This window comes from Streptomyces sp. NPDC059909, from assembly GCF_042730885.1.
GTDB lineage: Bacteria > Actinomycetota > Actinomycetes > Streptomycetales > Streptomycetaceae > Streptomyces.
In genome coordinates this window covers 96,832-121,798 of the sequence record NZ_JBHWKX010000005.1, presented here as the reverse complement: position 1 = coordinate 121,798, position 24,967 = coordinate 96,832, and the positions used below count along the sequence as shown (strand labels likewise).

The window sequence follows — 24,967 nt, the reverse complement described above, 5'->3', positions numbered from 1 at the left end:
GTGCGCGGCGTTCGTACGACGATCGGACGGGACTGCGGGGGCCGACACCGTAGGCGCGCGCTTTCGGCGGTCCGGACCGACCTGGAGTCTCCGGCCGGCCGCTCGTCGGTGGAGGAGTACGCGTTCGGCGGGCTGCGCGGGGGCGCCGCCCTGGGGGAGACCTCTCGCGCTTGCTCAATGACGTCCCGGCCGACGTCCCGAACGCTCCACCAGCAGCCAGCCCGCCAGGGACATCGCGACGGCCGCCGGGGCCGTGACCGGGAACGCGATCAGCGTCGCCGAGCGGCCCTCCAGCATGCCCGCGAAGCCGACCATCGACAGGCCCAGCACGCCGAGCAGGCACAGGGTGATGCCGAGCGCGGCGAGCGGGCCGGAGCCGGTCGAGGGGGCAGCCGGGGACGGGCGTTCGAAGCTGCGGAAGGCCGCGACCAGCGCCGCCGTGAGGACGGCCGCTGCTGCGATACGCAGCGGGGTCTGGGTCCACCAGGCGGCCGAGGCCGGCGCGGGCAGGTCGACGTCGAGGGCGAGGAGGGCGCCGTAGACGCCGAGCATGGCGGTGAGGTGCCACAGGAAGGCGGTCATGGCGACGCCGTTCGCCGCGACGACCGTGCGCCAGACCCTCGGCCGGGCGACCAGCCGGGCGCCGGGCCCGCGCAGCAGCTCCACCGCGCCGACCAGCCAGAGGCCGTGGCAGAGGAGGGCGAGGGTGGGCGGGGCCATGTTCGAGACCTTCTCGCCGGGCATCCCGACCATGGACAGCGGGTACGGGCCGAGGGCGACGAGCGCCGCGGCCCCGGCGAGGCCGCCGAGCGCGAGCACGGACGGCAGCCGCAGCCGGCCGTCGGCCCGCAGGAAGCCGAGCTGATGGACGGCCAGCCAGACGAAGGCGAAGTTCAGGAACTCCACGAAGGGGACGCCGTACGCGAACCGGAGCACGTCCACTGCGACCGCCCCGCCCGCGAGCGCCCCGAACGCGCCCCAGCCGTACCGCTCGTGCAGCCTCAGCAGCGGCGGGGTGAAGGCGACCATCGCCAGGTAGATGCCGATGAACCAGAGCGGCTGGGTCACCAGGCGCAGTGTGACCCCGGTCAGCCCGCCGCCCCCGCCGAGCAGCTGGATGACCAGCGCGGCCGCGCCCCAGACCAGGACGAAGACCATCGTGGGGCGCAGCAGCCTGCGCAGCCGGGCCCGCAGGAACGCCGCGTACACGGAACCGTCCGGCTGCTTGCGGCGCAGCGAGCGGTACGAGAGGGCGTGCGAGAAGCCGCCGACGAAGAAGAACACCGGCATGATCTGCAGCGCCCAGGTGAGGACCTGGAGCTCCGGCACGACGGCGAGCAGATTGCCGACGCCGTCGGCGGTGACGGCCGCCATCAGCCAGTGGCCGAGGACGACGGTCCCGAGCGAGGCGACCCGCAGCAGGTCGACGTACCGGTCCCGGGTGGCCGGGGTGGCTTCGGCGAGCTCACGAACGCGTGTTGGCATACGGGTACGGTCGCGCTCGAGGTGGTGCGGGCGTCAGCGCTCGCGTACTCATTTCCGGCGTGAGTACGCGGCCGCGACCGCGCCGTGTGCGCGGACGCCTGCGGCGCGCCTTATCCCCACCCCGCCCCTTCCCGAACCGGGGGCTTCGCCCCCAGCCCCCACCGGGCTCCGCCCCGGACCCCGATTCCGGGGGGCTCCGCCCCCGAACCCCGCTCCTCAAGCTCCCCCTACGCCCTGCGGCGTGGGGGGAACCCCAGGGGGCTGAATCACGGGGCTCCGCCCCGGCCCCCGCCGGGTTTCGCCCCAGGCCTCCCTTACGCCCTGGCGGGCGTGGGGGCTCGACTCCAGCCCGTCGGTGCTTGAGGACGGACACCCCGGCCCACCCGGCGGTACCGGGCACAATCAGCCGTCCGGCGCTTGAGCACGGACACCCGGGCCACCCGGCAGCTCCGACGCGCTTCGGAGCCTGCCCGCAGGGCGCAGGCAGGGCAGGCCCCCGCACCGGGGCCGAGGCCCCCGGGCTACAGGAGCGTCGCCCCCGGGGCCGGCGCCGCGGCCACGCGTGCCGAGCGGCAGGTGCCCGAGGACTGCAGGGCCTCGGAGATCTGCTCCGCCGCGTCCGCGTCCTTCGCGAGGAAGGCCGTCGTCGGCCCGGACCCCGAGACGAGGCCCGCGAGGGCGCCGGCATCGGTGCCGGCGCGGAGGGTGTCCGCGAGGGACGGGCGCAGGGACAGCGCGGCGGGCTGCAGGTCGTTCACGAGCGCGCCCGCCAGCGCAGTCGCGTCGCCGGTGCGCAGGGCGTCGAGGAGCATCGGGGAGGCCACCGGGACCGGGACGTCCACGCCCGCGTTCAGGCGGTCGAACTCCCGGTACACGGCAGGGGTGGACAGCCCGCCGTCGGCGACCGCGAACACCCAGTGGAAGGCGCCCCCGACGGGCAGCTCCGTGAGCCGCTCGCCCCGGCCCGTGCCCAGCGCCGCGCCGCCGACGAGGCTGAACGGCACATCGCTGCCGAGCTCGGCGCAGATGTCGAGGAGCTCGGCCTTCGACGCCCCCGTGGACCACAGCGCGTCGCAGGCCAGCAGCGCGCCCGCGCCGTCGGCGCTGCCGCCCGCCATGCCGCCCGCGACCGGGATGTCCTTGGCGATGTGGATGTGGACGGCCGGGTCGATGCCACGGCGCGCGGCGAGCAGTTCGGCGGCGCGCGCGGCGAGGTTCGTACGGTCCAGGGGGACCTGGTCCGCGCCGGGGCCGGAGCAGGTGATCGTCAGCTCGTCGGCCGGGGTCACCGTGACCTCGTCGTACAGGCCGACGGCGAGGAAGACGTTGGCCAGGTCGTGGTAACCGTCCACCCGCGCGGCGCCCACCGCCAGCTGGACGTTGACCTTGGCGGGCACTCGTACCGTGACGCTCACTTCTTGGCCTCCGCGATGCGCGCGAACTCTTCCACCGTCAGGGATTCGCCCCGCGCCTGCGGCGAGACGCCGGCCGCGACCAATGCGGCCTCCGCCGCCGCGGGGGAGCCCGCCCAGCCGGCGAGCGCGGCGCGCAGGGTCTTTCGGCGCTGGGCGAAGGCCGCGTCGACGACGGCGAAGACCTCCGCCCTGGAGGCGGTCGTCCTCAGCGGCTCGGTCCGCCGGACCAGGGACACGAGCCCCGAGTCGACATTGGGCGCGGGCCAGAAGACAGTGCGGCCGATCGCGCCGGCCCGCTTGACCTCCGCGTACCAGTTGGCCTTCACGGACGGGACGCCGTAGACCTTGTTGCCGGGCCGGGCGGCGAGCCGGTCGGCGACCTCCGACTGGACCATGACGAGCGTGCGCTCGATGGTGGGGAAGCGCTCCAGCATGTGCAGCAGCACGGGCACAGCCACGTTGTACGGGAGGTTCGCGACGAGCGCGGTCGGCGCGGGGCCCGGCAGCTCCTGGATGTGCATCGCGTCGGAGTGCACGAGCGCGAAGCGGTCCTTCCGCTCGGGCATCCGTGCGGCGATCGTGTTCGGCAGCGCGGCGGCGAGGACGTCGTCGATCTCGACGGCCGTCACGCGGTCCGCGGCTTCGAGCAGGGCGAGGGTGAGCGAGCCGAGCCCGGGTCCGACCTCCACCACGACGTCGTCGGGGCGTACCTCTGCGGTGCGGACGATCCGGCGGACCGTGTTGGCGTCGATGACGAAGTTCTGGCCGCGCTGCTTGGTGGGGCGTACCCCGAGCGCTGCGGCCAGTTCACGGATGTCGGCGGGGCCGAGGAGGGTATCGGGGCCGGAGGGACCGGTGGAACCGGTGGGGCCGTCGGGGCCGGACGGGCCATCGGGATCGGTGCTGGTGCTCACCGGTACAGCCTACGGCCGCAGTGCGGCCACGGACTCGCCCCCCTTTGTACGTAGAGCTTCTTCGCGCGGTACGTCTGCTCGGCGGGGGACGCGTCCTGCGGGCGGCCCTTTCCGCCCAGCGCGCGCCAGGTGCCGGTGTCGAACTGGTACAGCCCGCCGTACGTCCCCGACGGGTCGACGGCATGGGGCCGCCCGCCCGACTCGCACTGGGCGAGCGCCTTCCAGTTGAGGCCGTCGGCGCCCCCGACCGAGTCCGGCAGCGGCTTGGTGCCGACCTTGACCCGCTGGGTGACCGGCTCCCGTACGACCTCCTCGGAGATCTTCCTCGGCTTCTGCCGGACGCCGTTGACCGTGCGGAGGGAGTACGTGACGCGCCGGGCGCCGTGCCGTCCCTGCCGTTCGACCACCTCGGTGCCGGAGTGCAGGGCCGGGTCCTGGACCCTGACGGTGTCGTACGGGACGGGCTCCTCGCGGACCTGCTGGGTGCGGGTGATCCGCATGACGGTGACGGTCTGGCCGTCGTGCGGGAAGCCGCCGGGCGGTACGGACGTGGTGTCCTGGCCGCGCAGGGTGACCCCGGCCCGCTCGACCGCTTCGCGCACGGTCGCCGCGTTCGTACGGATGGTGCGCTCGCGGCCGTCGGCCATGACGGTGACGGTCCGCTCGGTGCGTACGTCGAGCGCGAGTCCCCTGCGGGAGATCGGCAGGGAGCGGGACGCGGACAGGAACGCGCCCTCGGCCCGCACCCCGAGCTGGCGCAGTGCGTCGTCGACGGTGCGGGCGGTGGTCCACACCGTGCGGCGGCGGCCGTCGAGGGTGAGGGTGACGGGGCGGCCGTAGCGGACGACGACCTCGTCGCCGCTGGAGAGGGGGGCTCCGGGGGCGGGGGCGACGATGTCGTGCGCGCCCACGGTCACGCCCTCGTCGGCGAGCAGCTCGCGCACGTCGTCGGCAAAGGTGTGCAGGCTGCGGGGTACGCCGTCGACGCTGAGCCGTACGGCCTTGTCGGCGGCGACGAAGGCGGTGGTGCCGCCGGCGAGGAAGGCGACGACGAGGGCCTGCGGGACGATGCGGCGCAGGGCTTCGGAGGATCCGCCCATGCCCGTCCTGCGACGGCGGGCGGCGCGGCGGGCCTCGGCGCGACCGGGGGCTCCAGGGCCTGCGGGAGCGGTGTCCGCGGCGGCGTACACCGGCGCCGTGACCGTCGGCTCGTACGGCGACACGGCCGACCCCGGGATCCGGACCGGAGCCGGGACGGCGACCGGCGCCGGCGGCACCGGGGGCGGCGCGGGCTCCATGAGCCGGCCGGCGCGGCGCCCGCCACGTGCGGCACGGTGACTGCCCTGTGAAGTGCTCACGAGGCCGGGACCCTAGCGGAGCGTCGGTCACTCTCCAAAGCGACGCGACTACGCAGTGTCGTGCACGATTGTGCCGTTATCGGTCAGTAACCGAATGCCCGTGCGGTGTTCGCGGCGATCGCCCTCGCCATCGCGTCCTCGTCGATCCCGCGCACCGCGGCCATCGCCCGGACCGTGACCGGAATGAGATACGGCGCGTTCGGCCGTCCGCGGTACGGCGCGGGAGTCAGGAATGGCGCGTCAGTCTCCACAAGAACGAGTTCCAGCGGGGCGGCGGCGAGCGCGTCGCGCAGCGGCTGGGCGTTCTTGAAGGTGACATTGCCGGCGAACGACATGTAGTACCCGGCGTTCGCACAGATACGGGCCATGTCGGCGTCCCCGGAATAGCAGTGGAACACGGTCCGCTCGGGGGCGCCTTCCTCCGTCAGAATGCGCAGCACATCGGAGTGCGCGTCCCGGTCGTGAATGACGAGGGCCTTTCCGTGGCGTTTGGCGATCTCGATATGGGCGCGGAAAGACGCCTCCTGGGCCGCGACGCCCTCGGGGCCCGTGCGGAAGAAGTCGAGACCGGTCTCACCGACGGCCCTGACCTGCTCGAGCGCGGCGAGCCGGTCGATCTCGGCGAGCGCGTCGTCGAGGGCGGCGTCCCCGCCCGCCTCCCTGGCCCCCTGCCGCGACCAGCCGTCGGGGTCCCCGTGCACGATGCGGGGCGCCTCGTTCGGGTGCAGCGCCACCGCGGCGTGCACGTTCTCGTGCGCGGCGGCCGTCTCGGCGGCCCAGCGGGAGCCCTTGATGTCGCAGCCCACCTGGACGACGGTCGTCACACCGACCGAGGCGGCCTTCGCCAGGCCTTCCTCGACGGTGCCGCTCTGCATGTCCAGGTGGGTGTGCGAGTCGGCGACCGGCACGCTCAGCGGTGCCGGCAGCGGCGGAGGGGTGGCGTCGGGCTTGGGGCTCATGAACGCGATCCTACGAGCCCCGTCCGTGGCGCCGCCGTACGGCTACCGCTTGTGGTGGGAGGAGCGGAACAGGTCGGACAGGCGCCTGCGGGGTGCCGGAGCGGACACGTCGTCAGCGGCAGCGGGCTTCGCCGCCGCGGATCCGGCCGCTTCTTCCGTCGCTGCCGGCGCTTCCGTCGCAGCCGGTGCCTTCCTGGCGGGTGAGTGGGTCGCTGGGACGGGCCCCGCGATACCCGGTGCGACCCGGTAGTGGTAGTGCTCGTCGAGCGTGTTCCGCACCGAGGAGACCTGACCGGCCCGCATGATGCGCACCTTGTGCTCGCCGCAGTTCAGGCACGTCGGCCGGGACAGCGGCGACGGAACGTGTATTCCGTCCGCCTTGTAGATGATGAAGTCGTGTCCTGCGGCGTCCGTGTGGTGCTCGATCTCGTACGCCTGCTCCCAGCCGTATCCGCAGCGCATGCAGGCGAAGCCGTAGGCCTCGTGCGCGACGCGGATACCTGCGATCTCGCTCACGTGAGCTCCTCTCCACTGATCCAGTGGACGCCTTTTCCGGCGGGAGCGCATCAGCGCCTGTCGAATAATGGAAGGAAATTTGGTCTTCCCATGCCCGAAAGGCTCGCCACACGGTCGGTGCTTTGCCTTTCAGGTTAGCCCTTTACCGTTGGCCGGGGCCTTTCGATCCGCGTTCTTTGCCGCCACCACGGCATCGAACACCTCGCGTTTGGGTAGCCCCGCCTCGGCGGCGACGGCGGCGATCGCCTCCTTGCGCCGCTCCCCCGCCTCCTCGCGCACCCGCACCCGGCGCACCAGTTCGTCCGCGTCCAGCTCGGCGGGCCCTGCCGCCGGGGCGCCCTCCACGACGATCGTGATCTCGCCGCGTACGCCCTCGGCCGCCCACGCCGCCAGCTCGCCGAGGCCGCCGCGTTTCACTTCCTCGTACGTCTTGGTCAGCTCGCGGCAGACCGCCGCCCTGCGGTCGGCACCGAAGACCTCGGCCATGGCGGCCAGGGTGTCGTCGAGGCGGTGCGGCGCCTCGAAGTAGACGAGGGTGCGGCGCTCGCCCTCGACCTCGCGCAGCCGGCCGAGCCGCTCGCCCGCCTTGCGGGGCAGGAAGCCCTCGAAGCAGAAGCGGTCCACGGGGAGCCCGGACAGGGCGAGCGCGGTGAGCACGGCGGAGGGGCCCGGCACGGCCGTGACCTTGATGTCCTTCTCGACGGCCGCGGCGACCAGCCGGTAGCCGGGGTCGGAGACGGACGGCATCCCGGCGTCGGTCACGAGCAGCACCCGGGCCCCGCCCTCCAGCGCCTCGACCAGTTCGGGCGTACGGGCGGACTCGTTGCCCTCGAAGTAGGACACGACCCGGCCGCGGGTCTGCACGCCGAGCGCCTGGGTGAGCCGGCGCAGCCGCCGGGTGTCCTCCGCCGCGACCACGTCGGCGGTCTCCAGCTCCGCCGCCAGCCGCGGCGGCGCGTCCGCCACATCGCCGATGGGCGTCCCTGCGAGTACGAGCGTTCCAGTCACCGATCCAGTCACAGGAGCCATCCTCGCAGGGCGGGACACACCAATCGCACAGACGCGTTCCCTACGATGGCGCGGTGACCAGTACTGCACCACAGGCCCTGCACGGGACGGACGCCGTGGAACAGCCGCCCTCCTGGCAGCAGCGCCTGCGCAGGTTCGGCCATGTGCCGCGGCCCGTGATCGGGCTGCGCGACCGGCTCGTGCCTCCGTACACGCGGCCGTCCGCCCGGCTGTGGTCGCTGCTCGGGGTGCCCCCGTCGGCGCACCGGACGGCCGAGCGGGCGGCGGCGTGGGGCGGGCCACTGCTGGTGGCGCTGGTGGCCGGGGTGCTGCGGTTCTGGAACCTGGGCAGCCCCAAGGCGGTGATATTCGACGAGACGTACTACGCGAAGGACGCCTGGGCGCTGATCAACCAGGGCTACGAGGGCTCCTGGCCGAAGGACATCGACAAGTCGGTCCTGGCGGATCCGAACGCGGTCCTCGTGCCCGCGGAACCCGGCTACGTCGTCCACCCCCCGGTCGGGAAATGGGTCATCGGCCTCGGCGAGCAGCTCTTCGGCTTCACGCCCTTCGGCTGGCGCTTCATGGTGGCCGTGCTCGGCACGCTGTCCGTGCTCATGCTCTGCCGGATCGGGCGACGGCTGTTCCGCTCGACGTTCCTCGGCTGTCTGGCGGGCGCGCTGCTCGCCGTGGACGGGCTGCACTTCGTGATGAGCCGCACGGCGCTGCTCGACCAGGTGCTGATGTTCTTCGTGCTCGCGGCCTTCGGCTGCCTGCTCGTCGACCGCGACCGGGCACGCGGGCGGCTGGCCGCCGCGCTGCCGGTGGACGAGGAGGGTGTGCTGCGGCCCGACACGGAGGTCGCCGAGAACCTGCGGCTGGGCCTGCGGCCGTGGCGGATCGCGGCCGGGCTGATGCTGGGCCTGGCCTTCGCGACCAAGTGGAACGGCCTCTACATCCTGGCCGCCTTCGGCCTGATGACGGTGCTGTGGGACGCCGGCGCCCGGCGCACGGCGGGCGCGGTGCGTCCGTACACGGCGGTCCTGCGGCGCGACCTCGTCCCCGCGTTCGTCTCGACGGTGCCGGTGGCGATCGTCACGTACGTCGTCTCCTGGACGGGCTGGATCGTCACCGACAAGGGCTACTTCCGGGACTGGGCCGAGAGGGAGGCGCCGGGCGGGACCTGGTCCTGGCTGCCCGACTGGCTGCGCAGTCTCTGGCACTACGAGACCGAGGTCTACGACTTCCACGTCAACCTGACCTCGGGCCACACGTACCAGTCCAACCCGTGGAGCTGGATCGTCCTGGGCCGCCCCGTCTCCTACTTCTACGAGGACCCGCCCGCCGGCCGGGACGGCTGCCCCGTGACGACGGCGGGCAAGTGCGCCCGCGAGGTCCTGGCGATCGGCACCCCGCTGCTGTGGTGGGCCGCGTGCTTCGCCCTCGCGTACGTCCTGTGGCGCTGGCTCTTCCGCCGCGACTGGCGGGCGGGCGCGATCGCCTGCGGCGTCGCGGCGGGGTGGGTGCCGTGGTTCTTCTACCAGGAACGCACGATCTTCCTCTTCTACGCGGTCGTCTTCGTGCCGTTCCTGTGTCTCGCGGTCGCGATGATGATCGGCGCGATCGTGGGCTCGCCCGGGTCGGACGAACGGCGCAGGACGATCGGCGCGGTGGGTGCGGGCGTGCTGGTGCTGCTGATCATCTGGAACTTCATCTACTTCTGGCCGATCTACACGGGCCAGGCAATCCCGCTGGACGACTGGCGCAACAGGATGTGGCTGGACACCTGGGTCTAGCTGGGCGGACGCCCGTGGGGGCGCAGCGGGCCGCCGCGCCCTCGCGGGCGTTGTTGGTCGTTGCTGGGCGTCATCAGGCACCCTTCGTTGCCCACAGACGGCCCGAGAGAGAGCCACAGACCGCGCGCCTCTGCACCTCCAACCAGGGAGGGGTCCCCGACGCGCCGCAGCCCCCAATACGTGCATGACGAGTTGTCCGATCTTGCTCAGAGTGCGTCCCGAGATCCGGAGAACGCCTCGCGCTGCAGGTCAGAGGGGGATCGGATAGAGGCAGTGAGGGCGTACACGAAGGCTGTGGACAGCCTTTACGAGGCGTCCTTCAGGCCGCCAAGGTGCGAGACGGCTCAAACGGATTGATTCGAGCCCTGGCCAGGACCGGCAGCTGACCTTGACTGATGCGCACGAGCTACGGGGTGACCGGCCAGATCTAATCAAACGGAGGCAGACGGTAGCAACCAGAGCTTCGCGATCCGCCGGCGGAGGCGGGAAGATCGTCACGGAAGCTGAAGAACCTTCGTTGCCCGCCACTCTGGAACTGCTTCAGCGCCTGCTCCGAGATGTCCAAGCAGAACCGGGAAACCAACGGCTCGGGTCTGCTCGCCCGGTGCAGGCGCAGCGTTCCTTCGTACCGCCCAGGTTGAAAATTCCAGGCGATCGCGTTGAACAGGATCGTCGGCTGCTGGGGCTTGTCCTGGCTTACGAGCAGCGGCACGGGATCGGCCACCCGCTGGTAGGACAGCTCGTTCGCCTTGAGGCCGTAGGTCCAGGTGCCCGTCTCATCCCAGAAGAACTCCGGCTTGCTGGAGTTGGCGATTGGGCCGGTGGGCTTCAGCCGAAGCTCTGCGTTCATGACCACTTCGACTTCCTGCGTCTTGATGCGTGTGGAGAGAGTTGGCTGAAGGTAGAGCCACACGTCCTTGTCCTGGGAGATGCGGACGAGATGGGGCAGGGTGACGTCGATGTCCGGTTCCCGCTGTAGCTCCGCGAAGTTGTAGAGCGACACGACCAGGGCAACCAGGCCGGTGGCAGTGGTGATCCACAGATGCACCGACTCGAATCGCCTCGCACGAGGGTGATGCCTGACCCGGGTGCCGGGTGTGTCGCGGGAAGCGGTGTTCACCGTCTCATCCTGAGCCGACGCCACACCGCGGGTGGTGTACTGCTGAGCCATTCGGGCGAGCTCCGGCATCCGGCCGGTCGGACACACTGGCCCGACAGGGATGTGGCTGGACACCTGGGTCTGGCTGGGCGACACCTGTGAGGGTGCGGGGGGCTGCTGACGTCCTGATGTCCGCCGCACGGATTCCCGGCTGTTCCTCGAATCGAGCCGTGGAATCATCGGCAGCTTCGCAGCTGCGGATCTCTGTGAAGGTGGTGAGCGGGCGTGGCGGCCGGCTGGGAGTGGGACGACACGTTGTTCTCGGGTACTGCCGCCTACTACCAGCGCGGAAGGCTTCCCTATGCCCCTGGGCTGGTGGAGGTGCTCGCCGATGTCCTGAAGCTCGACGGGCAAGGGCGCCTCGTCGACGTGGGCTGCGGACCGGGAACCCTCGCCCTGAGTCTGGCGCACTTGTTCAGTGAGATCGTCGGCGTGGACCCGGACGGCGAGATGATCGAGGAAGCCACGCGCGGGGCCGCCGAGCGAGGGGTGACCGAGAAGGCGCACTGGGTGCAGGCCCGGGCCGAGGATCTGCCCGCGGGTCTTGGAACGTTCACCGTCGCGACCTTCGGCCAGTCCTTCCACTGGATGGATCGCGACCTGGTGGCGGCAACCATCCGGGACATGCTCCGGCCCGGCGGGGCGCTGGTGCACATCTCGGACTTGAAGACGGAGAGCCGATCCGTCGAGGGTCTTCCGCATCCGGCGGTGCCCTATGCGGCCATCGAGGAGTTGGTCAGGCACTACCTGGGACCGGTGCGACGAGCCGGCCGAGGGGTGCTGCCGCAGGGAACACCCGGCGATGAGGCGGCGGTGCTTGCCCGGGCGGGATTCTCCGGTCCTCAGCGTCACGTGGTTTCCGGCGGGCAGGCGCTGGAACGCACGTATGACGATGTCGTCGCCTGGGTGTTCTCGATGTCGTTCTCGGCTCCGCACCTGTTCGGCCCGCGCCGCACCGCCTTCGAGACGGACCTGCGTCGGCTGCTCCGGGAGGAGCAGAGCGAGGGCGAAGGAGAAGCCGATGACGCATAGGGGCCGGCCGCGCGTGCACCTCCTCACTGGTGGACCCGCCTGGGAAGAGCGACAGGCAAAGGTGAGCGCGTCACCGAAGCTGACGAAAAGGCAGAAGGCTGCAAAGAAGAAGCTGAACGAGCACATGACGGACCTGAAGGCGGCTATATCGCGCCGCGACTGGTCACGTGCCAGAGCGGCCAGGGCCGCCGCCTGGGACGAGGTGGGCCGACTGGCGGACCATCTGACGCGGGACGAGAGGCGCGCACTCTGGAAGTACAAGCTCCTGCTGAAGGCGGGCGAGGAGCAGGCGCGCCAGGCGCGACGCCGCAACACCTGAGGGAACCTTTTGCGCCGGCAGCGCCAGGATGTGGCTGGACACCTGGGTGCCGGCGACGGGCGGACCGTACGGGCCCGTGATCACGGACTTCCCTTCCCGGTGCCGAAGGGCGCATGCCAGGATGTGGGCGCCCGAACAGCCTTGGGGGACGCAGTGCAGCCCTTGTCACCACACGATCCGCGCGAGGTGGGCGCCTACCGTCTGCTGTTCCTGCTCGGCGAGGGCGGCATGGGGCGCGTCTATCTCGCCCGGTCGCCGGGCGGCCGCACGGTGGCGCTCAAGACCGTGCACGCGGGCATGTCGGACGCCCCCGGGTTCCGGGCGCGGTTCGCGCGTGAGGTGCGGGCGTGCCAGGCGGTGTCCGGCCCGGGCACGGCACCGGTGGTGGCGGCCGACCCGGATGCGGCGGTGCCGTGGCTTGCCACCGCGTACGTGCCCGGTCCCTCGCTCGCCGAGGCGGTCCACGAGCACGGGCCGCTGGACGGACCCGCGCTGTGGCGGCTGCTCGGCGGTCTCGCCGAGGCGCTCACGACTGTGCACAAGGCGGGCCTCGTGCACCGCGACCTCAAGCCGTCCAATGTGCTGCTCGCGCTCGACGGACCCCGCCTGATCGACTTCGGCATCGCCCGCGCGGCCGACGACGCCGGCCTCACCGGCACGGGCCTGGTCATCGGCTCGCCCGGCTTCATGTCCCCGGAGCAGATCACGGGGAAGGAGGAGGTCGACGAGCGCAGTGACATCTTCGCGCTGGGCGTCCTCCTCGCGTACGCGGGCAGGGGGCGCGGCCCCTTCGGCTCCGGTGCGGGGCCTGAGCTCGGCTACCGCGTGGTGCACGACGAGCCGGATCTCTCCGGGCTGCCGGGCACCTTCGCGGAGGCGGTACGGGGCTGCCTGGCCAAGGACCCGGCGCAGCGATCGTCTCTCGCGGAACTCGTCGCTCAGGCCCGGGAGAACATAACCGCGGACCCGGACTGGCTGCCGGCGTCCCTGACCTCGGCGGTCGCACGCCGGGCCGCGTGGGTGCTCGACCTGGAGGCCCGCCAGGAATTCGGTCCCGCACCCGTACTGTTCGGGGCACAGGGCGTACCGGCCCAGGTGCCGGTGGCGGCCGGCGGGCAGGCGGGACCGGCCGGGGTGCGACCGGGATCCGCACCGCAGGGTCACCGTCCCCCCGGGCAGTGGCAGCAACCGCCCGGCTCCGCAAAGCCCGTCGGCGCCGCATGGGCGACCCGGGGACTGCTCGGCAGACCGCTCCTCGGCTTCATCGCGCTGCTGCCGCTGCTGGTGATGGCGGGCGGTCGCGACACGATCGACGCCCAGCTGCGAAACCCCGACCCCCAGCTGACCCCGGCGAGCCCCGGCTGGGACGACTACCAGTGGGCACTGGACACCACCTGGCACTTCTCCCTCGTCGGGCCGTTGCTCGTCTCCGCCGTCACGCTGCACCTGCTGCGCCGACGACTGCCGTCCCGGTCCCCGATGGCCGTCCGCAGATGGACCGTCGCCTCGATCGTCCACTGGCTGCTGCTCGCGCTCACCGTGCTGGTGTCGGCCGGCTGGCTGCGCTCCGTGCTGTGGGCCGTGGACGCCGAGCACAAGTCGCCCGAACTCGTGCTGACCCTCGTCCTCGCCCTGCCCACCCTGGCCCTGCTCGTCCCTGCCGCGCTCATGGTGATCGTCATGGCGTGCGCACGGGCCTTCCGCGTCCGCAGCCGTATCCCCGGCTCGGCCGTTTGAGACCGTGCCCGGGCGGATCCGCGCGGGCACAGTCTCATAACAGCCATCACGCCTGTCGCTCCCGCCCCGTAGAGTTCCTCGGGACAGCTCCTTGAACATGTTCAAGTCCAGGGGGACTCCTGGGGAGGGGACCGCAACAATGCGCAGTGGAGCGAAGGTCGTCGTCATCGGCGGCGTGTTCATCGTCTTCGCCGGAGGGATGGCCTACGGCGCGTACAACGTACTGATGGGCGGGGAAGGCGGCAGCGGCACCGACGGCACGTCGCAGTCCGCGCCCAAGCGGACCGGGCCGCCCAGCGCCGAGGAGATCCGGACGACCGCGAAGGACTTCCTCGCGGCATGGGCCGGCGGCGAGCCGGAGGCCGCCGCGGAGCTGACCAACAACGCGGCCGAGGCGGAGCCCGTGCTCGCCTCGTACCAGGCCGACGCCCACATCGGCGAGGTGAAGCTGACGCCGGGGCAGGCGGTCGGCGCGAAGGTGCCGTTCACCGTCAGTGCCGTGGTCTCGTACGAGGGGCAGAGCAAGCCCCTGAGCTACAGCTCCGAACTCACCGTCGTCCGTGGGCTGACCACCGGAAGGCCGCTCGTCGACTGGCAGCCGGCGGTCGTCCACCCCGAGCTGCGCAAGGGCGAGACGCTGAGCACGGGTGCCGCATCCGCACCGCCCATCAAGGCCGTCGACAAGGGCGGCAAGGAGCTGACGAAGGAGAAGTACCCCTCGCTCGGGCCGATCCTGGACGAGCTGCGCGAGCGGTACGGCGACAAGGCGGGCGGCAAGCCGGGGGTCGAGCTGACCATCGAGGGCGCGGGCCAAGATCTGCCCTCGCGGACCCTGCTCACGCTCGCCAAGGGCGAGCCGGGCACGCTGCAGACCACGCTCGACGCGGGTGTGCAGGCGGCCGCCGAGCAGGCGGTGAAGCGGTACGGCGATTCGTCGGTCGTCGCGATCAAGCCGAGCACCGGTGAGGTGCGGGCCGTCGCCAACAACCGCAAGGGCAACTGGAACGCGGCGTTCCTGGGCAAGCAGGCGCCCGGTTCCACGATGAAGATCGTGACCGCGGCCATGCTGCTGGAGAAGGGCCTGGTCGCGGCCGACCGGACCGCGGAGTGCCCCGAGTACGCCATGTACCAGGGCCGGACCTTCCACAACCTGAAGAACTTCACGCTCGACGGCCGCCCCTTCAAGGACAGCTTCGCCCGGTCCTGCAACACCGCCTTCATCAAGCTGATCGACGACACCAAGGACGACGCCGCGCTGGCCAAGGAGGCCAGGGACGTCTTCGGCATCGGGCTCGACTGGCAGACCGGCATCCCGTCCGTCGACGGCAGCGTGCCGGAGGAGTCGGGAGGCGAGGCGGCCGCCCAGTACATCGGTCAGGGCACCATCCAGATGAACGCCCTCAACATGGCGTCCATCACCGCCACCGCCAAGAGCGGCACCTTCAAGCAGCCCATCATCGTGCCGCTCGACCTCGACGACCGCGAGCGCGCCACCGCCGCGCGCAGCCTGCCCGCCTCCGTCGCCCAGCAGCTGCGCAACATGATGCGGCGTACGGCGACGATCGGCACCGGCGCGAAGGCCATGGGTCCGGTTGGCGGCGACAAGGGCGCGAAAACCGGCTCGGCGGAGGTCGACGGGAACGCCACGTCCAACAGCTGGTTCACCGGATTCGCCGACGACCTCGCCGCGGCGGCGGTCGTCGACTCCGGCGGGCACGGCGGCGACGCGGCGGGACCGCTCGTCGCCGCGGTGCTCAACGCCCGCTGACCGGGTCCTGAAACGGGGTCGCATGGCCCGTACACCTACCGCTAGCGTGCGGGCCATGACCAGTTCCGACACCCATGCCCACCCCCGATTCGCCGAGGCCCTGCGCGAGCTGGGCCTCCAGGTCGAGGTACGCCGCTTCCCCGACGCCACGCGCACGGCCGCCGAGGCGGCCGCCGCCATCGGCTGCGACGTCAGCGAGATCGTCAAGTCCCTGATCTTCGAGGCGGACGGGGAACCGGTGCTGGTCCTGATGGACGGTGCGTCGCGGGTGGACGTGGAGCTCGTACGGCGCGAGCTGGGCGCGTCGGCCGTCAGGCGGGCGAACGCGGACCTGGTCCGGGAGACGACCGGGTACGCGATCGGCGGCGTGCCGCCCTTCGGGCACCGTACGAGGACCCGGGTGCTGGCCGACCGGGGTGTGCTCGAGCACGCCGTGGTGTGGGCGGCCGCGGGCACCCCGCACGCGGTGTTCCCGCTGGACCCCAAGTCACTGGTCGCCCATGCCGGTGCCACGCTGGTGGACGTGCGCGAGCGCACGGCGTGAGCCTTCTCGTCGCGGTGGCGGTGCTCGTGGCCGCCGTCACCCACGCCAGCTGGAACGCGATCGCGCACGACATCGACGACAAGCTCATCGCCTTCACGCTGATCATGGGCGGCGCGGCGGTGATCGGGGCGGTGATCGCCTGCCTCGCCCCGCTGCCCGACGCCGCCGCGTGGCCGTATCTGATCGTCTCGGCGCTGTTGCACATCGGCTACCACGTGCTGCTGATGCGGTCGTTCACGCTGGGCGACTTCGGTCAGGTGTACCCGATCGCGCGGGGCACGGCGCCGCTGGTGGTGACCGTCCTGGCGGTGGTCTTCGTCGACGAGGCCCTGGGCGCCTGGCAGTTGACGGGGGTCGCGGTCGCCTCGTCGGGTCTGGTCGGTGTGGCCCTGTGGGGCATCCGGGAGTCGCGCCCCCACTGGCCCGCCCTGCTGGCCGCGCTCGCGACGGGCCTGTCCATCGCCGCGTACACCGTCGTCGACGGCATCGGCGTGCGCGCCTCCGGCTCGGCGATCGGCTACATCGCCTGGCTGATGCTCCTGGAAGGCGTCCTGGTCCCGGCCTACACCTACCACCGCTACCGCGGCGCGCTGCTCCCGGCCCTCCGCCCGCACGCGGCCCGTGGACTCCTCGGCGCGGTGCTCGCCATGACGGCGTACGGCCTGGTCCTGTGGGCGCAGACCCGCGCACCGCTGGCCCCGATCGCGGCCCTCCGCGAGTCCTCCATCATCGTCGGTGCGGCCATCGGCGCCCTCTTCTTCAAGGAACGCTTCGGCGGACCGCGCATCGCGGCGGCGGGGCTGATGGTGGTGGGCATAGGGCTGATGCTGCGGACGGGCTGACGCCCGGACGGTCCGACGCTCGGACGAGGACGGACCGGCCGGCCGGGCGAGGCGCACCGCCCCGCCCGGCCGGGCAGCGTCGGACGGCTACCACATGACGGGGAGCCGCTCGGGGATCCGCTTCATGAACCCGGTCCGCCAGACGAGCTGTTCGACGGGGACCGCGAGCTGCAGCCCGGGCATCCGGTCGAGCAGCACCTCCAGCGCGATCTCCGCGTGCTTCTTGCCCAGCGCGGTGGCAGGGCAGTAGTGCTGTCCGCCGCCGAACGACAGATGGGCGGTGCTGTTCTCGCGGTCGAGGTCCACGCGGTGCGGGTCGGCGAACACCTCGGGGTCGAAGTTGGCGCCCTCGACGAGGACCAGGACCAGCTCGCCCTTCTTCACCTCCACATCGCCGAGCGTGACGTCCTCCAGGGCGAGGCGGGGCAGCCCGTCCCCGATCGACAGGTTGATGCGCAGCAGTTCGTCGACCGCCGCGGGGATCCTCGTCGGGTCGGCGAGCAGTTCGGCCTTGAGCTCCGGGTGCTGGATGAGGGACACCATGGCCATCGTCAGGAATCCCGAGGTCGAGATGACTCCCGCGCCGAACATCGTCACCCCGACCGTGGCCAGCATCTCGTCCGTGAGATGGGCGTAGTCCGGGTCCTTGCGCAGGTCCGCGATCTCCGCCATCAGCCCGGTGGTCAGGGGATCGTCGAGCCGCTCGGTCATGTAGGCGATGTCGCGGTCCCAGTTGAGCCTCGCCCCCGTGACGGGGCAGGCGGAATTCATGAACGCGATGTCCAGGCTCCGCATCAGGCGGGGTGCGTCGGCCTTCGGGATGCCGAGGATGTGGCAGTGCATGGCCGCCGAGTACGGGTCGGCGAACTGGCCGCGCAGATCCGCCGGTGCCCCCTCGGCCATGAACCCGTCCACCAGCTCGGCCGCGTACGACCGCAGCCGGTCGACCAGTCCTCGCTCTTCGGGTTCAGCGCCTTGAGCACCGCCTTGCGCAGGCCGGCCCCGGTGATGTTGCCCATGTTGTTGACGACCTCGGGCGGGATCGTCAGCGCGTACTGCCGCGGTACACCGGGCGCCGAGGTGTCCTTCAGGCTGAACCGGCGGTCCTCCAGGACCTGCTTGCACAGCGTGTGGGAGGACACGAGCCACGCCTCGTCACCGGCGATGGTGCGGACCCGCTTGACCGGCTCGGCGCGCAAGGCGGTTATTTCGTCGGGGAGTTGGTCGCCGCGCCAGGAGAACGGGAAGTCGAGGAGCTTCTCCACGGGCCGCTTCTCCACGGGCTGCTCCTCCGTGGGCTTGTCCAGGAGCGTCTCAACGGACATCGGGGTGGTCTCCTTCGGCGGGCGTGACGACGGCATGGCCCTGGTTTCGGGAGGCACGCAGTCCGGCGCCCCGTGAATAGAGGAGTTCTGCCATCGGCAGGAGCTGGTGGTAGCAGTTGACGGAGGACGGGACCCCGAGGATCGCGGGGGTGTCCAGGAACAGCGGTGCCTCCGCGCAGACGTACTGCAGGCACACCTCGCGCTGCCGCTCGGTGGCGGCCTTCCCGTTGAGGACCTTGGAGGAGAGGAACGCGTCCACGAGCTGGTCGCAGGTGGCGCGGAACTCCCGGTCCGTCCTCAGGAGTTCCTGGAGGTGGCCGTGGAGGTCGCGGTAGGCCGGATTGCTCGTGAAGTCCGACATGGCGTGGGCACGGAGTCTTCCGCCCCCGGGGTCGACGGCCTCGACCGCATTGGTCACCTTGGCCCGTACTCCGCGCAGATTCTTGACGGCCTTGCGCCGGGCGTCGTCCGGGTCGTAGCCGGAGGCCTCGTACATCTCGGCCACGTGCAGGTCGGTGTAGACGAAGTCGACCCGGTCGAAGTGCCCGACGCCCCAGCGGGCGAGATCGTGTACGCGCTGCGCCGAGAAGTAGCTGTTGCCCGGCGAGACGCCGATCACGGCATGGTCGCCCGCCTCGTGGATCACCTGGCAGTGCGGAGTGTAGGGCTGGACTCTGAAGAGGTCCGCCTCGATCGTGGGCGGAATGAGTGAGTGGCTCTCGAAGACGGTTGCAGTGGTCAACCTGAAAGCGTCCTTCGCGTCGCTAGTCCCGAGGGAGCCTCGTGCTCCTGGTGTGGCGACGATGCCGCGAAGTTAGCGGCCGCACACGGAGAGTGTCAACGGGCGTCCAAAACCGGGACGTTCCGTTCAGTCGGCCGAAAGGACCTGCGCAGAACCGGTGTTGACCGCCAGCAGGCCGCCGTCCACGCGCAGCGTCGTGCCCGTGATCCACGAGGCGTCGGAGGAGGCCAGGAAGGCGACCGCGGCCGCGATGTCGTCCGGGGTGCCGACGCGGCCCAGCGGGTAGACGCCGGCGAGGGCGTCGAGTTGGCGCTCGCGGCCGTCCCAGGCGGGCGTGCGGATGGTGCCCGGGTTGACCTGGTTGACGCGGACGCCGCGGCGGGCGGCGTCGCCCGCGAGGGTGCGGGTGAGCGAGGCGAGGCCGGCCTTGGCCGCGCTGTAGGCGTGGTTGCCGAAGTCCTGCTCGGCGTTGACGGAGCCGATGTTGACGATGGCGCCGCGGCCGCCCGCCTTCGCGAGGTGCGGGAGTGCGGCGCGGGCGCACCGGAAGGCTCCGGTCAGGACGATGTCGAGGTCCCGCTGCCAGGTGTCGTCGGGCTGGTCCTCGAAGAGCGGCGTGTCGAGGGCGCAGGAGTAGGCGTTGTTGACGAGGACGTCGAGGGTGCCGAACTCCTCGACGGCGTAGGCGACCGCCGCCTCGACGGCGTCGCGGTCGGCGACGTCACAGGGGAACGAGGCGGCGCGCGGGATCGTCCGGGCGGTGGCCGCGGCGCGCTCGCCGTCGAGGTCGGTGACGAGGACGCGGGCGCCTTCGGAGGCCAGTCTACGGGAGATCGCCTCGCCGATGCCCTGGCCGGCTCCGGTGATCAGTACGCCGTAACCCTCGAACCGGTCCATTGCGTCCCCTTTCCGACTCGCGCACGGTCACCCCGGCCGGCCTTGCCTGCCGGGGGTCCGGGGTCGCCCCCGGGACAGCACTGCCGCCGATCATGCCGCCGCGCGCACCGCCGTGGCCAGAGTCCGGTCACACGTGTCCGATGCGATCGGTCGCCTCGGGCCTCACACCCCGGCGCGCAGCGTCTCCGCAGGCAGCACCCGAGCCGCGGCGAGCGCCGGATACAGACCCGCCAGCAGCCCGACCACGAGGCCGATCAGCGGACCGGCCGCCGTCAGTGCCGGATCCAGCACCACGACCCAGCCCTTCGCCAGGCAGGTCAGCGCCGTGATCTGTACGCCGAGTACGGTGCCCAGCCCTCCCCCGGCGGCCCCGACAAGCCCGCTCTCCACACAGAACTGCCCGGCCACGGCCCGCCGGGACGCGCCCAGAGCACGCCGCAGCCCGATCTCCGCGCGCCGTTCCAGCACGGACACGTACGACGTGTTGCTGACGCCCAGGGCGCCCACCCCGAGGGAGACCGCCGCCAGCCCGAGGAAGAGCGCCCGCGTCTGTGACTCGACACCCTGCCGCAGTGAGCGCGGGTCCGGAGGAACGAGAGCCGCCAGCTTCTCCGGTGCGCCCGGAGCCAGGGCCAGCGGCGCTTCGCTGCCGACCTGGTCGGCCGCACCGAGGTCGGTATGGATGATCATTTCGGCGGGCGCGAACTCCAGTTCCGCCGGCGCCTCCCGCGCAGCCCAGTAGGGCAGGACGACTGCGCTGGTGAGATCGGTGTTGCCTTCCGGCGCACGGTAGACGCCGATGATCGTGAAGGCCGTCCCGTTGATGTACACCGTGGGATTGGGCGTCGCTCCGTCGACGAGGAGCCGGTCGGCCGCGGCGGTGTCCAGGACAGCCACACGGTCGCGCCGTTCCTCATGGCCCGCGTCGAACCAGCGGCCACGGTCCAAGGTGGCGGACAGCGCCCGCAGGGCCTCGGTCTCGGCGGCGGCGACGCTGCCCTCGGGCAGTTCGTTCTCCGTTCCGGTGGCCAGCCGGGACACCAGCGGGTGGTCGGCTGCCCGGCTGCTCAGCCCCGCGGCGCGCACCCCGTTCAGCTCCCGCACCTTGCGTGCCGCGGACGGCTCCGGACGAGGCTGGATACCGCTGACGGGCTCCGCCGGGTATTTCACCGTGACCTGGGTGGCCTTGAGCGCGTCGAACTGGTCCGAGACCGCCGCGGCCGCGCTCGCCGTGATCCCGACCGTGGCGAGTGCCGCGGCCAGACCGACCGCGATGCCGGCCGTGGTGAGCAGCGTGCGGACCCGGCGGCCTGCCAGCGCCAGGAACGCCTGGGCCAGCAGGTCCAGCGGGTGCGTACGCGGCCGCCGGGGCCCCCGGGAATCGCGCCGGCCGCCGGCGTGGCGCCGGCCGCCGGGCCGGTCACCCGGGCCGCGTGAGGCTCTACGACTACGAGACACGGCCGTCCACCACCTTGAGGACCCGGTCGGCGCGTGCCGCCACATCGAGGTCGTGGGTGACGACCACGACCGCCCGGTCGGCGCCGACCAGCCCTTGCAACAGGTCCATGACGCGCGCGGAGTTCGCGGTGTCCAGGTTGCCCGTCGGCTCGTCGCAGAGCACGACGGCCGGCCGGTGGACGATGGCCCGTGCCACGGCGACGCGCTGCTTCTCCCCGCCGGACAGCGTGCCCGGTCGTGCGTCGAGGCGGTGGCCGAGGCCCACCGCCTCCAGGGCAGCGACCGCCTGCGGCCTTCGCCGGGCGCGTGGAATTCCCAGGTGGACCAGGGCGAGCGCGACGTTCTGCACGCACGTCAGATGCGGAACCAGATGGAAAGCCTGGAAGACGAAGCCCAGCGTCGCGGCGCGCAGGGCGGTGCGCTCGCGCTCCGTGAGAGCGGTGGTGTCGGTTCCCTGGAGGAGGTACTGGCCTCCGGTGGGGGTGTCGAGCAGTCCCAGCACGCTCAGCAGGGTCGACTTCCCGGAACCGGACGGACCGACGATGGCGGCCAGTTCACCGGTACGGATCGCCAGCGTCACGTCGGAGAGCGCGTGCACCGGCGGGGGCCCGGGGTACGTCTTGCCCACACCGGACAGTTCGATGACCGAAGAGGTGTCAGCCATCGGCCCCGTCCGTGCTGCCGGCTCCCTCGCCGCCGTTGCGGCTGAGCAGAACCTTGTCGCCGGACCGCAGACCGTCCCCCTCGGGCCTCACGGCAGCGAGTCCGTCGAACGTGAACACCACCTCGACCGGCACTTCGAGCTTCTTCTTCGCACGTATCACGGTGACGACGGAGGAACCGCCGAGATCCGTCCAGACCGCGGACACCGGGACGCTGAGTGCGTCCGCAGGGCTGCGCCGCAACTCGACCGTGACACGCTGGCTGGTTCCGCTGCGCACCGCGCTGGGGCCGCCCTGCGGCTTGAACAGTGCTTCCTGCCGGGCCGGCTCGCCCTTCGAGCCGTCGCCCGACCCGTTCTTCGCGCCGGTGCCCTGGTCCCCCGCGACCGTTCGCAGGGCGTGCAGGCGACCGGAGTGCCCCTCGTAAGGGCCCTCACCGAACAGGATCTTGGCCTCGTCCGGCAGGTCACGCAGCTGGGTGCGCTGATCGGCGGTGAGCGCAGCGCTCACGTGCTGACCACCGTTGCCCAGGACCACCAGGGGCTTGTCGGCATCGCCGCCCACCTGGCCGCCGACCTCGGCGACAGTCGCGGGAAGGGAGCCGACGTAGGTGATCTCGGCGGCAGGCAGCAGCCCTCCGGCCACGGTCCGGTCCGTGCCACCGGGCGACGCGCCGGAATCTCCGCGCGTACTCGAACTCTCCGAGGAGCTCGTCGATGCACCGGACGTGGCCGCGGCACCGGTACCGCCGTCGGTCTCCGCACCGTTGCGGGCGGCGTCGTCCGCGCCCTGCGCACCGCCGTCGGCGGACCGTTCCCCGGATCCGGGGTCCGTGGCGGTGGACGACTCGCCGACCGGTGCGTCGTAGCCCGCGGCCGCGTACAGCCGCTTCACCGCATCGGCTGTCGCCGGCCCGTAGGTCCCCGTGACCGGCAGGCGATAGCGGTCGCGCAGCGCCTGCTGAAGCTGCCGCACATCCGGCCCCTTGTCGCCCATGCGCAGATCCCGGTACGCGGGAAACCGGCCCGGCAGGACGAGGACGGGGCGACCGGACACCTCGACCACGGGCGAGCCTGCGGTGATCCTGTCACCGGCCTTCACGGGCAGGGCGGTGACGACGGCCCGCGATGTGCCCGCGGGCGGGGACCCGGTGACGGTGGTACGGCCGGCGGTCGCCACCGTTCCGGTGAGCTCGAGCCGCTCCACGAGCGGCTCCCCGGACACCTCACCGGTGATCTGGGAGGCGGACGGAGGCGCCGCATTGGCAGCGCGTTGCTCCGGCGTACGGGCCTGGGCGGCGATGTACCAGACGGAGCCGCAGCTCCCCAGCACCACCAGCGCGGCGACGGCGAGGGCAGTCGGGCGCTTGCGGCGGCGGGGCCGCGCGGCACGCTCTTCGGAAGGGCTGCTCACGACGTCTTCTGCAGCAGGCGCTGTGCGTTGTCCGCGGCCTTGGTCATCAGATCGCGCCACGCGATGATCTCCGATTCGTGCTCGGCGAGAACCTTTGCGGCGGCATCGGCGCGGGCCGTGCTCAGTGACTGGTTGAGCCGGCTGCCGCGTGCGCACTTCGCGTCGTCCACGGCGATGGCGATCTCGCGGTCCTGGGCCTTGTCGAGGGCCTGCTCGTCCTCGGGCCCGAGTCCCTCGAAGCCGGTGGACGCCTCCTTGCGTGCGTCGTCGGGCGACTTGAAGCCGGTGTGCTCGGCTTCCTTCATACAGGCCGACCAGCGTCCCAGCGCGTCCTTCACGTCCGTGCTCTCGGCCACGGCATCGCCGGTGTCGGAGTTGACCGTGTTGGTGACGGTCCAGTGCAGTCGCAGATAGGTCTCGAGGTCGTCGTAGAGCTCCTTGCGGACTTCCGCCATGCAGCCCGTCTTGCCGATGGACACCTTCCCGCTGCCGAACTCGTAGGTGACCTGTTCGTCATCGCGTCCGTACATCGCGAGCGTATGGGCCGCCTTCTTGCTGTCCGGGAGCTGATCGAACGCGTCCGAACTGGTCTGCGTGCCCTTCTCGTTCGCGGTGCGGCGCGGGTCGAGGCCGTAACCGATCTTCTGCGCGGTCTCCAGGGTCGGTGAGCCCGGCGCACGCTCGGATTCGGGAGCGCTCGCACCGCCGTCATCGGGGAAGACGGTGAAACCCTTCTGGACCATGCAGCGCCGGATCAGTTTCAGCTCGGCGTCCGCGGCCATCTGCTTGTCCTCGCGCGAGGCGTCGAGCGCGGCCTGGGCGCGCTGGGCGGACTTGCGCTCGTCAGGGCTCGCCTCCCCGGCCGTGGAACAACCGCCGAGCACCAGTGCCAGCGTCACAGAAGCCGGCAGAGCGAGGGTCTTGATCTTCACAGGTATGTTCACCGACGGTTCCGTCCGTACGTCCGTGCGCGGGCTGCCGCCCCCGGGATCCGGGGGCAGCAGCCTCAGCAGACTTCAGCTGGTGATGGGTCAGCAGCTCTCGTTGAGCCGGTGGCTCGCACCGTCGTCATTGGCGTCCCAGTAGTAGTTCACCTGGCCGCCGCCGATGATGCAGATCTCGGTACCGAGAGTCATCCAGCGGCCGCCGAAGGTACGGGAGCCCTTGGCGCGGCGGTTCCGCCACGAGCTGTCGTTCTCGTAGACCGAGGACATGTCGAGGTCCCAGCGCGCCGACTCGATCTTCGTCCGGTACATCGAGTTGTCGGTGCTGAAGTCCCGGTCCTTGTAGATGCAGAAGTTGCCGTCGTAACAGGTGCGGTCGACTGCCTGTGCGGACGGGGCCATGGCGAGGACGCCGACGACGGCGGACATGCCGACGAGCGAGGCCGTGATCTTCTTGCTCAGCACTGTGTTGTTCCCCCTGTGGTGTGAACTGCGGTCTCACGAAGGGGGATGGAGAGGCAGCCGCAAACCTCCGCACCCCCCAGGCGGCTTGGACCACCCTCACATTTCACCCGAGATCACGACAAGTGATCTTTTGGCCATGAGGATGGCCCATTTATTGGCCAAAGGTTCACTCACCGAAGGTGGTTCGCCGCCTCGGTGCCCCGCCTCAC

General features: G+C 71.5%; 24 protein-coding genes. 7 read left to right on the top strand and 17 right to left on the bottom strand.

Annotated features, from left to right (window positions below):
* Window positions 1–174 precede the first annotated feature (174 nt).
* The 7 genes from ACFV9O_RS06705 to rsmI form a co-directional block, all read right to left on the bottom strand.
* On the bottom strand, window positions 175–1,485 hold the full coding sequence (locus tag ACFV9O_RS06705) for an acyltransferase (protein WP_385413185.1): 1,311 nt from the start codon (window positions 1,483–1,485) through the stop codon (window positions 175–177).
* A gap of 521 nt (window positions 1,486–2,006) precedes the next feature.
* Window positions 2,007–2,900 (bottom strand): 4-(cytidine 5'-diphospho)-2-C-methyl-D-erythritol kinase, encoded by an 894-nt coding sequence (locus tag ACFV9O_RS06700; RefSeq protein ID WP_385413182.1) that lies wholly within the window; start codon window positions 2,898–2,900, stop codon window positions 2,007–2,009.
* The gene (gene rsmA, locus ACFV9O_RS06695) at window positions 2,897–3,715 is read right to left on the bottom strand and encodes a 16S rRNA (adenine(1518)-N(6)/adenine(1519)-N(6))-dimethyltransferase RsmA (RefSeq protein WP_385413293.1); all 819 of its coding nucleotides are present in this window, start codon (window positions 3,713–3,715) and stop codon (window positions 2,897–2,899) included. Before rsmA ends, ACFV9O_RS06700 begins: the two co-directional genes overlap by 4 nt.
* Before the next feature lie 95 nt (window positions 3,716–3,810).
* Entirely contained in the window at window positions 3,811–5,112 is a 1,302-nt protein-coding gene (locus tag ACFV9O_RS06690) for a ubiquitin-like domain-containing protein (protein WP_385413290.1), read from the bottom strand.
* Window positions 5,113–5,255: 143 nt separating this feature from the next.
* On the bottom strand, window positions 5,256–6,131 hold the full coding sequence (locus ACFV9O_RS06685; RefSeq protein WP_385413181.1) for a TatD family hydrolase: 876 nt from the start codon (window positions 6,129–6,131) through the stop codon (window positions 5,256–5,258).
* A 42-nt stretch (window positions 6,132–6,173) separates the two neighbouring features.
* Complete coding sequence (locus ACFV9O_RS06680; protein WP_385413179.1) at window positions 6,174–6,647, bottom strand: hypothetical protein; 474 nt, start codon at window positions 6,645–6,647, stop codon at window positions 6,174–6,176.
* Between the two features lie 129 nt (window positions 6,648–6,776).
* A complete protein-coding gene (gene rsmI / locus ACFV9O_RS06675) occupies window positions 6,777–7,676 on the bottom strand; it encodes a 16S rRNA (cytidine(1402)-2'-O)-methyltransferase (RefSeq protein WP_385413176.1) in 900 nt (299 codons plus the stop codon).
* A 53-nt stretch (window positions 7,677–7,729) separates the two neighbouring features.
* On the opposite strand from rsmI, the gene ACFV9O_RS06670 reads away from it, so the two are divergent.
* Window positions 7,730–9,451 (top strand): dolichyl-phosphate-mannose--protein mannosyltransferase, encoded by a 1,722-nt coding sequence (locus ACFV9O_RS06670; RefSeq protein ID WP_385413173.1) that lies wholly within the window; start codon window positions 7,730–7,732, stop codon window positions 9,449–9,451.
* A gap of 427 nt (window positions 9,452–9,878) precedes the next feature.
* Here the strand turns inward: ACFV9O_RS06670 and ACFV9O_RS06665 are convergent, their stop codons facing one another.
* Window positions 9,879–10,622 carry a hypothetical protein gene (locus ACFV9O_RS06665; RefSeq protein WP_385413170.1) on the bottom strand — a complete coding sequence of 248 codons (744 nt, stop codon included), beginning with the start codon at window positions 10,620–10,622 and terminating at the stop codon, window positions 9,879–9,881.
* A gap of 213 nt (window positions 10,623–10,835) precedes the next feature.
* Here ACFV9O_RS06665 and ACFV9O_RS06660 point away from each other — a divergent pair, with 213 nt between their 5' ends.
* From ACFV9O_RS06660 to ACFV9O_RS06635, 6 genes are all read left to right on the top strand, one after another.
* Window positions 10,836–11,642, top strand: coding sequence for a class I SAM-dependent methyltransferase (locus tag ACFV9O_RS06660; RefSeq protein ID WP_385413169.1), 807 nt, complete (start codon window positions 10,836–10,838; stop codon window positions 11,640–11,642).
* 61 nt (window positions 11,643–11,703) lie between these two features.
* On the top strand, window positions 11,704–11,961 hold the full coding sequence (locus tag ACFV9O_RS06655) for a hypothetical protein (protein ID WP_385413167.1): 258 nt from the start codon (window positions 11,704–11,706) through the stop codon (window positions 11,959–11,961).
* Between the two features lie 186 nt (window positions 11,962–12,147).
* Window positions 12,148–13,698 (top strand): serine/threonine-protein kinase, encoded by a 1,551-nt coding sequence (locus ACFV9O_RS06650; protein WP_385413164.1) that lies wholly within the window; start codon window positions 12,148–12,150, stop codon window positions 13,696–13,698.
* A 139-nt stretch (window positions 13,699–13,837) separates the two neighbouring features.
* A complete protein-coding gene (locus ACFV9O_RS06645) occupies window positions 13,838–15,466 on the top strand; it encodes a penicillin-binding transpeptidase domain-containing protein (protein WP_385413162.1) in 1,629 nt (542 codons plus the stop codon).
* A gap of 55 nt (window positions 15,467–15,521) precedes the next feature.
* The gene (locus tag ACFV9O_RS06640; RefSeq protein WP_385413160.1) at window positions 15,522–16,010 is read left to right on the top strand and encodes a YbaK/EbsC family protein; all 489 of its coding nucleotides are present in this window, start codon (window positions 15,522–15,524) and stop codon (window positions 16,008–16,010) included.
* Window positions 16,007–16,852: an EamA family transporter gene (locus tag ACFV9O_RS06635; RefSeq protein WP_385413157.1), complete on the top strand. Its 846-nt coding sequence runs from the start codon at window positions 16,007–16,009 to the stop codon at window positions 16,850–16,852. The genes ACFV9O_RS06640 and ACFV9O_RS06635 overlap by 4 nt, the downstream gene beginning before the upstream one ends.
* 87 nt (window positions 16,853–16,939) lie before the next feature.
* On the opposite strand, the gene ACFV9O_RS06630 is transcribed toward ACFV9O_RS06635, so the two are convergent.
* The 9 genes from ACFV9O_RS06630 to ACFV9O_RS06590 form a co-directional block, all read right to left on the bottom strand.
* The gene (locus ACFV9O_RS06630) at window positions 16,940–17,755 is read right to left on the bottom strand and encodes a cytochrome P450 (RefSeq protein ID WP_385413155.1); all 816 of its coding nucleotides are present in this window, start codon (window positions 17,753–17,755) and stop codon (window positions 16,940–16,942) included.
* On the bottom strand, window positions 17,647–18,177 hold the full coding sequence (locus tag ACFV9O_RS06625; RefSeq protein WP_385413153.1) for a hypothetical protein: 531 nt from the start codon (window positions 18,175–18,177) through the stop codon (window positions 17,647–17,649). The genes ACFV9O_RS06630 and ACFV9O_RS06625 overlap by 109 nt, the downstream gene beginning before the upstream one ends.
* Window positions 18,167–18,919, bottom strand: a complete 753-nt coding sequence (locus ACFV9O_RS06620) for a tRNA-dependent cyclodipeptide synthase (RefSeq protein WP_385413150.1) — start codon at window positions 18,917–18,919, stop codon at window positions 18,167–18,169. Before ACFV9O_RS06620 ends, ACFV9O_RS06625 begins: the two co-directional genes overlap by 11 nt.
* Window positions 18,920–19,045: 126 nt before the next feature.
* Complete coding sequence (locus ACFV9O_RS06615; protein ID WP_385413147.1) at window positions 19,046–19,816, bottom strand: SDR family NAD(P)-dependent oxidoreductase; 771 nt, start codon at window positions 19,814–19,816, stop codon at window positions 19,046–19,048.
* A 162-nt stretch (window positions 19,817–19,978) separates the two neighbouring features.
* Window positions 19,979–21,274, bottom strand: a complete 1,296-nt coding sequence (locus ACFV9O_RS06610; protein WP_385413144.1) for an ABC transporter permease — start codon at window positions 21,272–21,274, stop codon at window positions 19,979–19,981.
* On the bottom strand, window positions 21,264–21,938 hold the full coding sequence (locus tag ACFV9O_RS06605) for an ABC transporter ATP-binding protein (protein ID WP_385413141.1): 675 nt from the start codon (window positions 21,936–21,938) through the stop codon (window positions 21,264–21,266). The genes ACFV9O_RS06610 and ACFV9O_RS06605 overlap by 11 nt, the downstream gene beginning before the upstream one ends.
* Window positions 21,931–23,349 (bottom strand): peptidoglycan-binding protein, encoded by a 1,419-nt coding sequence (locus tag ACFV9O_RS06600; protein WP_385413138.1) that lies wholly within the window; start codon window positions 23,347–23,349, stop codon window positions 21,931–21,933. The genes ACFV9O_RS06605 and ACFV9O_RS06600 overlap by 8 nt, the downstream gene beginning before the upstream one ends.
* The gene (locus tag ACFV9O_RS06595; RefSeq protein WP_385413136.1) at window positions 23,346–24,293 is read right to left on the bottom strand and encodes a hypothetical protein; all 948 of its coding nucleotides are present in this window, start codon (window positions 24,291–24,293) and stop codon (window positions 23,346–23,348) included. Before ACFV9O_RS06595 ends, ACFV9O_RS06600 begins: the two co-directional genes overlap by 4 nt.
* Window positions 24,294–24,380: 87 nt before the next feature.
* The gene (locus ACFV9O_RS06590) at window positions 24,381–24,758 is read right to left on the bottom strand and encodes a hypothetical protein (RefSeq protein ID WP_385413133.1); all 378 of its coding nucleotides are present in this window, start codon (window positions 24,756–24,758) and stop codon (window positions 24,381–24,383) included.
* Window positions 24,759–24,967 lie beyond the last annotated feature (209 nt).

Coding starts and splice junctions, on each gene's coding strand:
- ACFV9O_RS06625 (WP_385413153.1), bottom strand. CDS start 18,177: ATGTCCGTTGAGACGCTCCTGGACAAGCCCACGGAGGAGCAGCCCGTG.
- ACFV9O_RS06605 (WP_385413141.1), bottom strand. CDS start 21,938: ATGGCTGACACCTCTTCGGTCATCGAACTGTCCGGTGTGGGCAAGACG.
- rsmI (WP_385413176.1), bottom strand. CDS start 7,676: ATGGCTCCTGTGACTGGATCGGTGACTGGAACGCTCGTACTCGCAGGG.
- ACFV9O_RS06640 (WP_385413160.1), top strand. CDS start 15,522: ATGACCAGTTCCGACACCCATGCCCACCCCCGATTCGCCGAGGCCCTG.
- ACFV9O_RS06645 (WP_385413162.1), top strand. CDS start 13,838: ATGCGCAGTGGAGCGAAGGTCGTCGTCATCGGCGGCGTGTTCATCGTC.
- ACFV9O_RS06630 (WP_385413155.1), bottom strand. CDS start 17,755: ATGGCCGAGGGGGCACCGGCGGATCTGCGCGGCCAGTTCGCCGACCCG.
- ACFV9O_RS06685 (WP_385413181.1), bottom strand. CDS start 6,131: ATGAGCCCCAAGCCCGACGCCACCCCTCCGCCGCTGCCGGCACCGCTG.
- ACFV9O_RS06690 (WP_385413290.1), bottom strand. CDS start 5,112: ATGGAGCCCGCGCCGCCCCCGGTGCCGCCGGCGCCGGTCGCCGTCCCG.
- ACFV9O_RS06705 (WP_385413185.1), bottom strand. CDS start 1,485: ATGCCAACACGCGTTCGTGAGCTCGCCGAAGCCACCCCGGCCACCCGG.
- ACFV9O_RS06615 (WP_385413147.1), bottom strand. CDS start 19,816: ATGGACCGGTTCGAGGGTTACGGCGTACTGATCACCGGAGCCGGCCAG.
- ACFV9O_RS06665 (WP_385413170.1), bottom strand. CDS start 10,622: ATGGCTCAGCAGTACACCACCCGCGGTGTGGCGTCGGCTCAGGATGAG.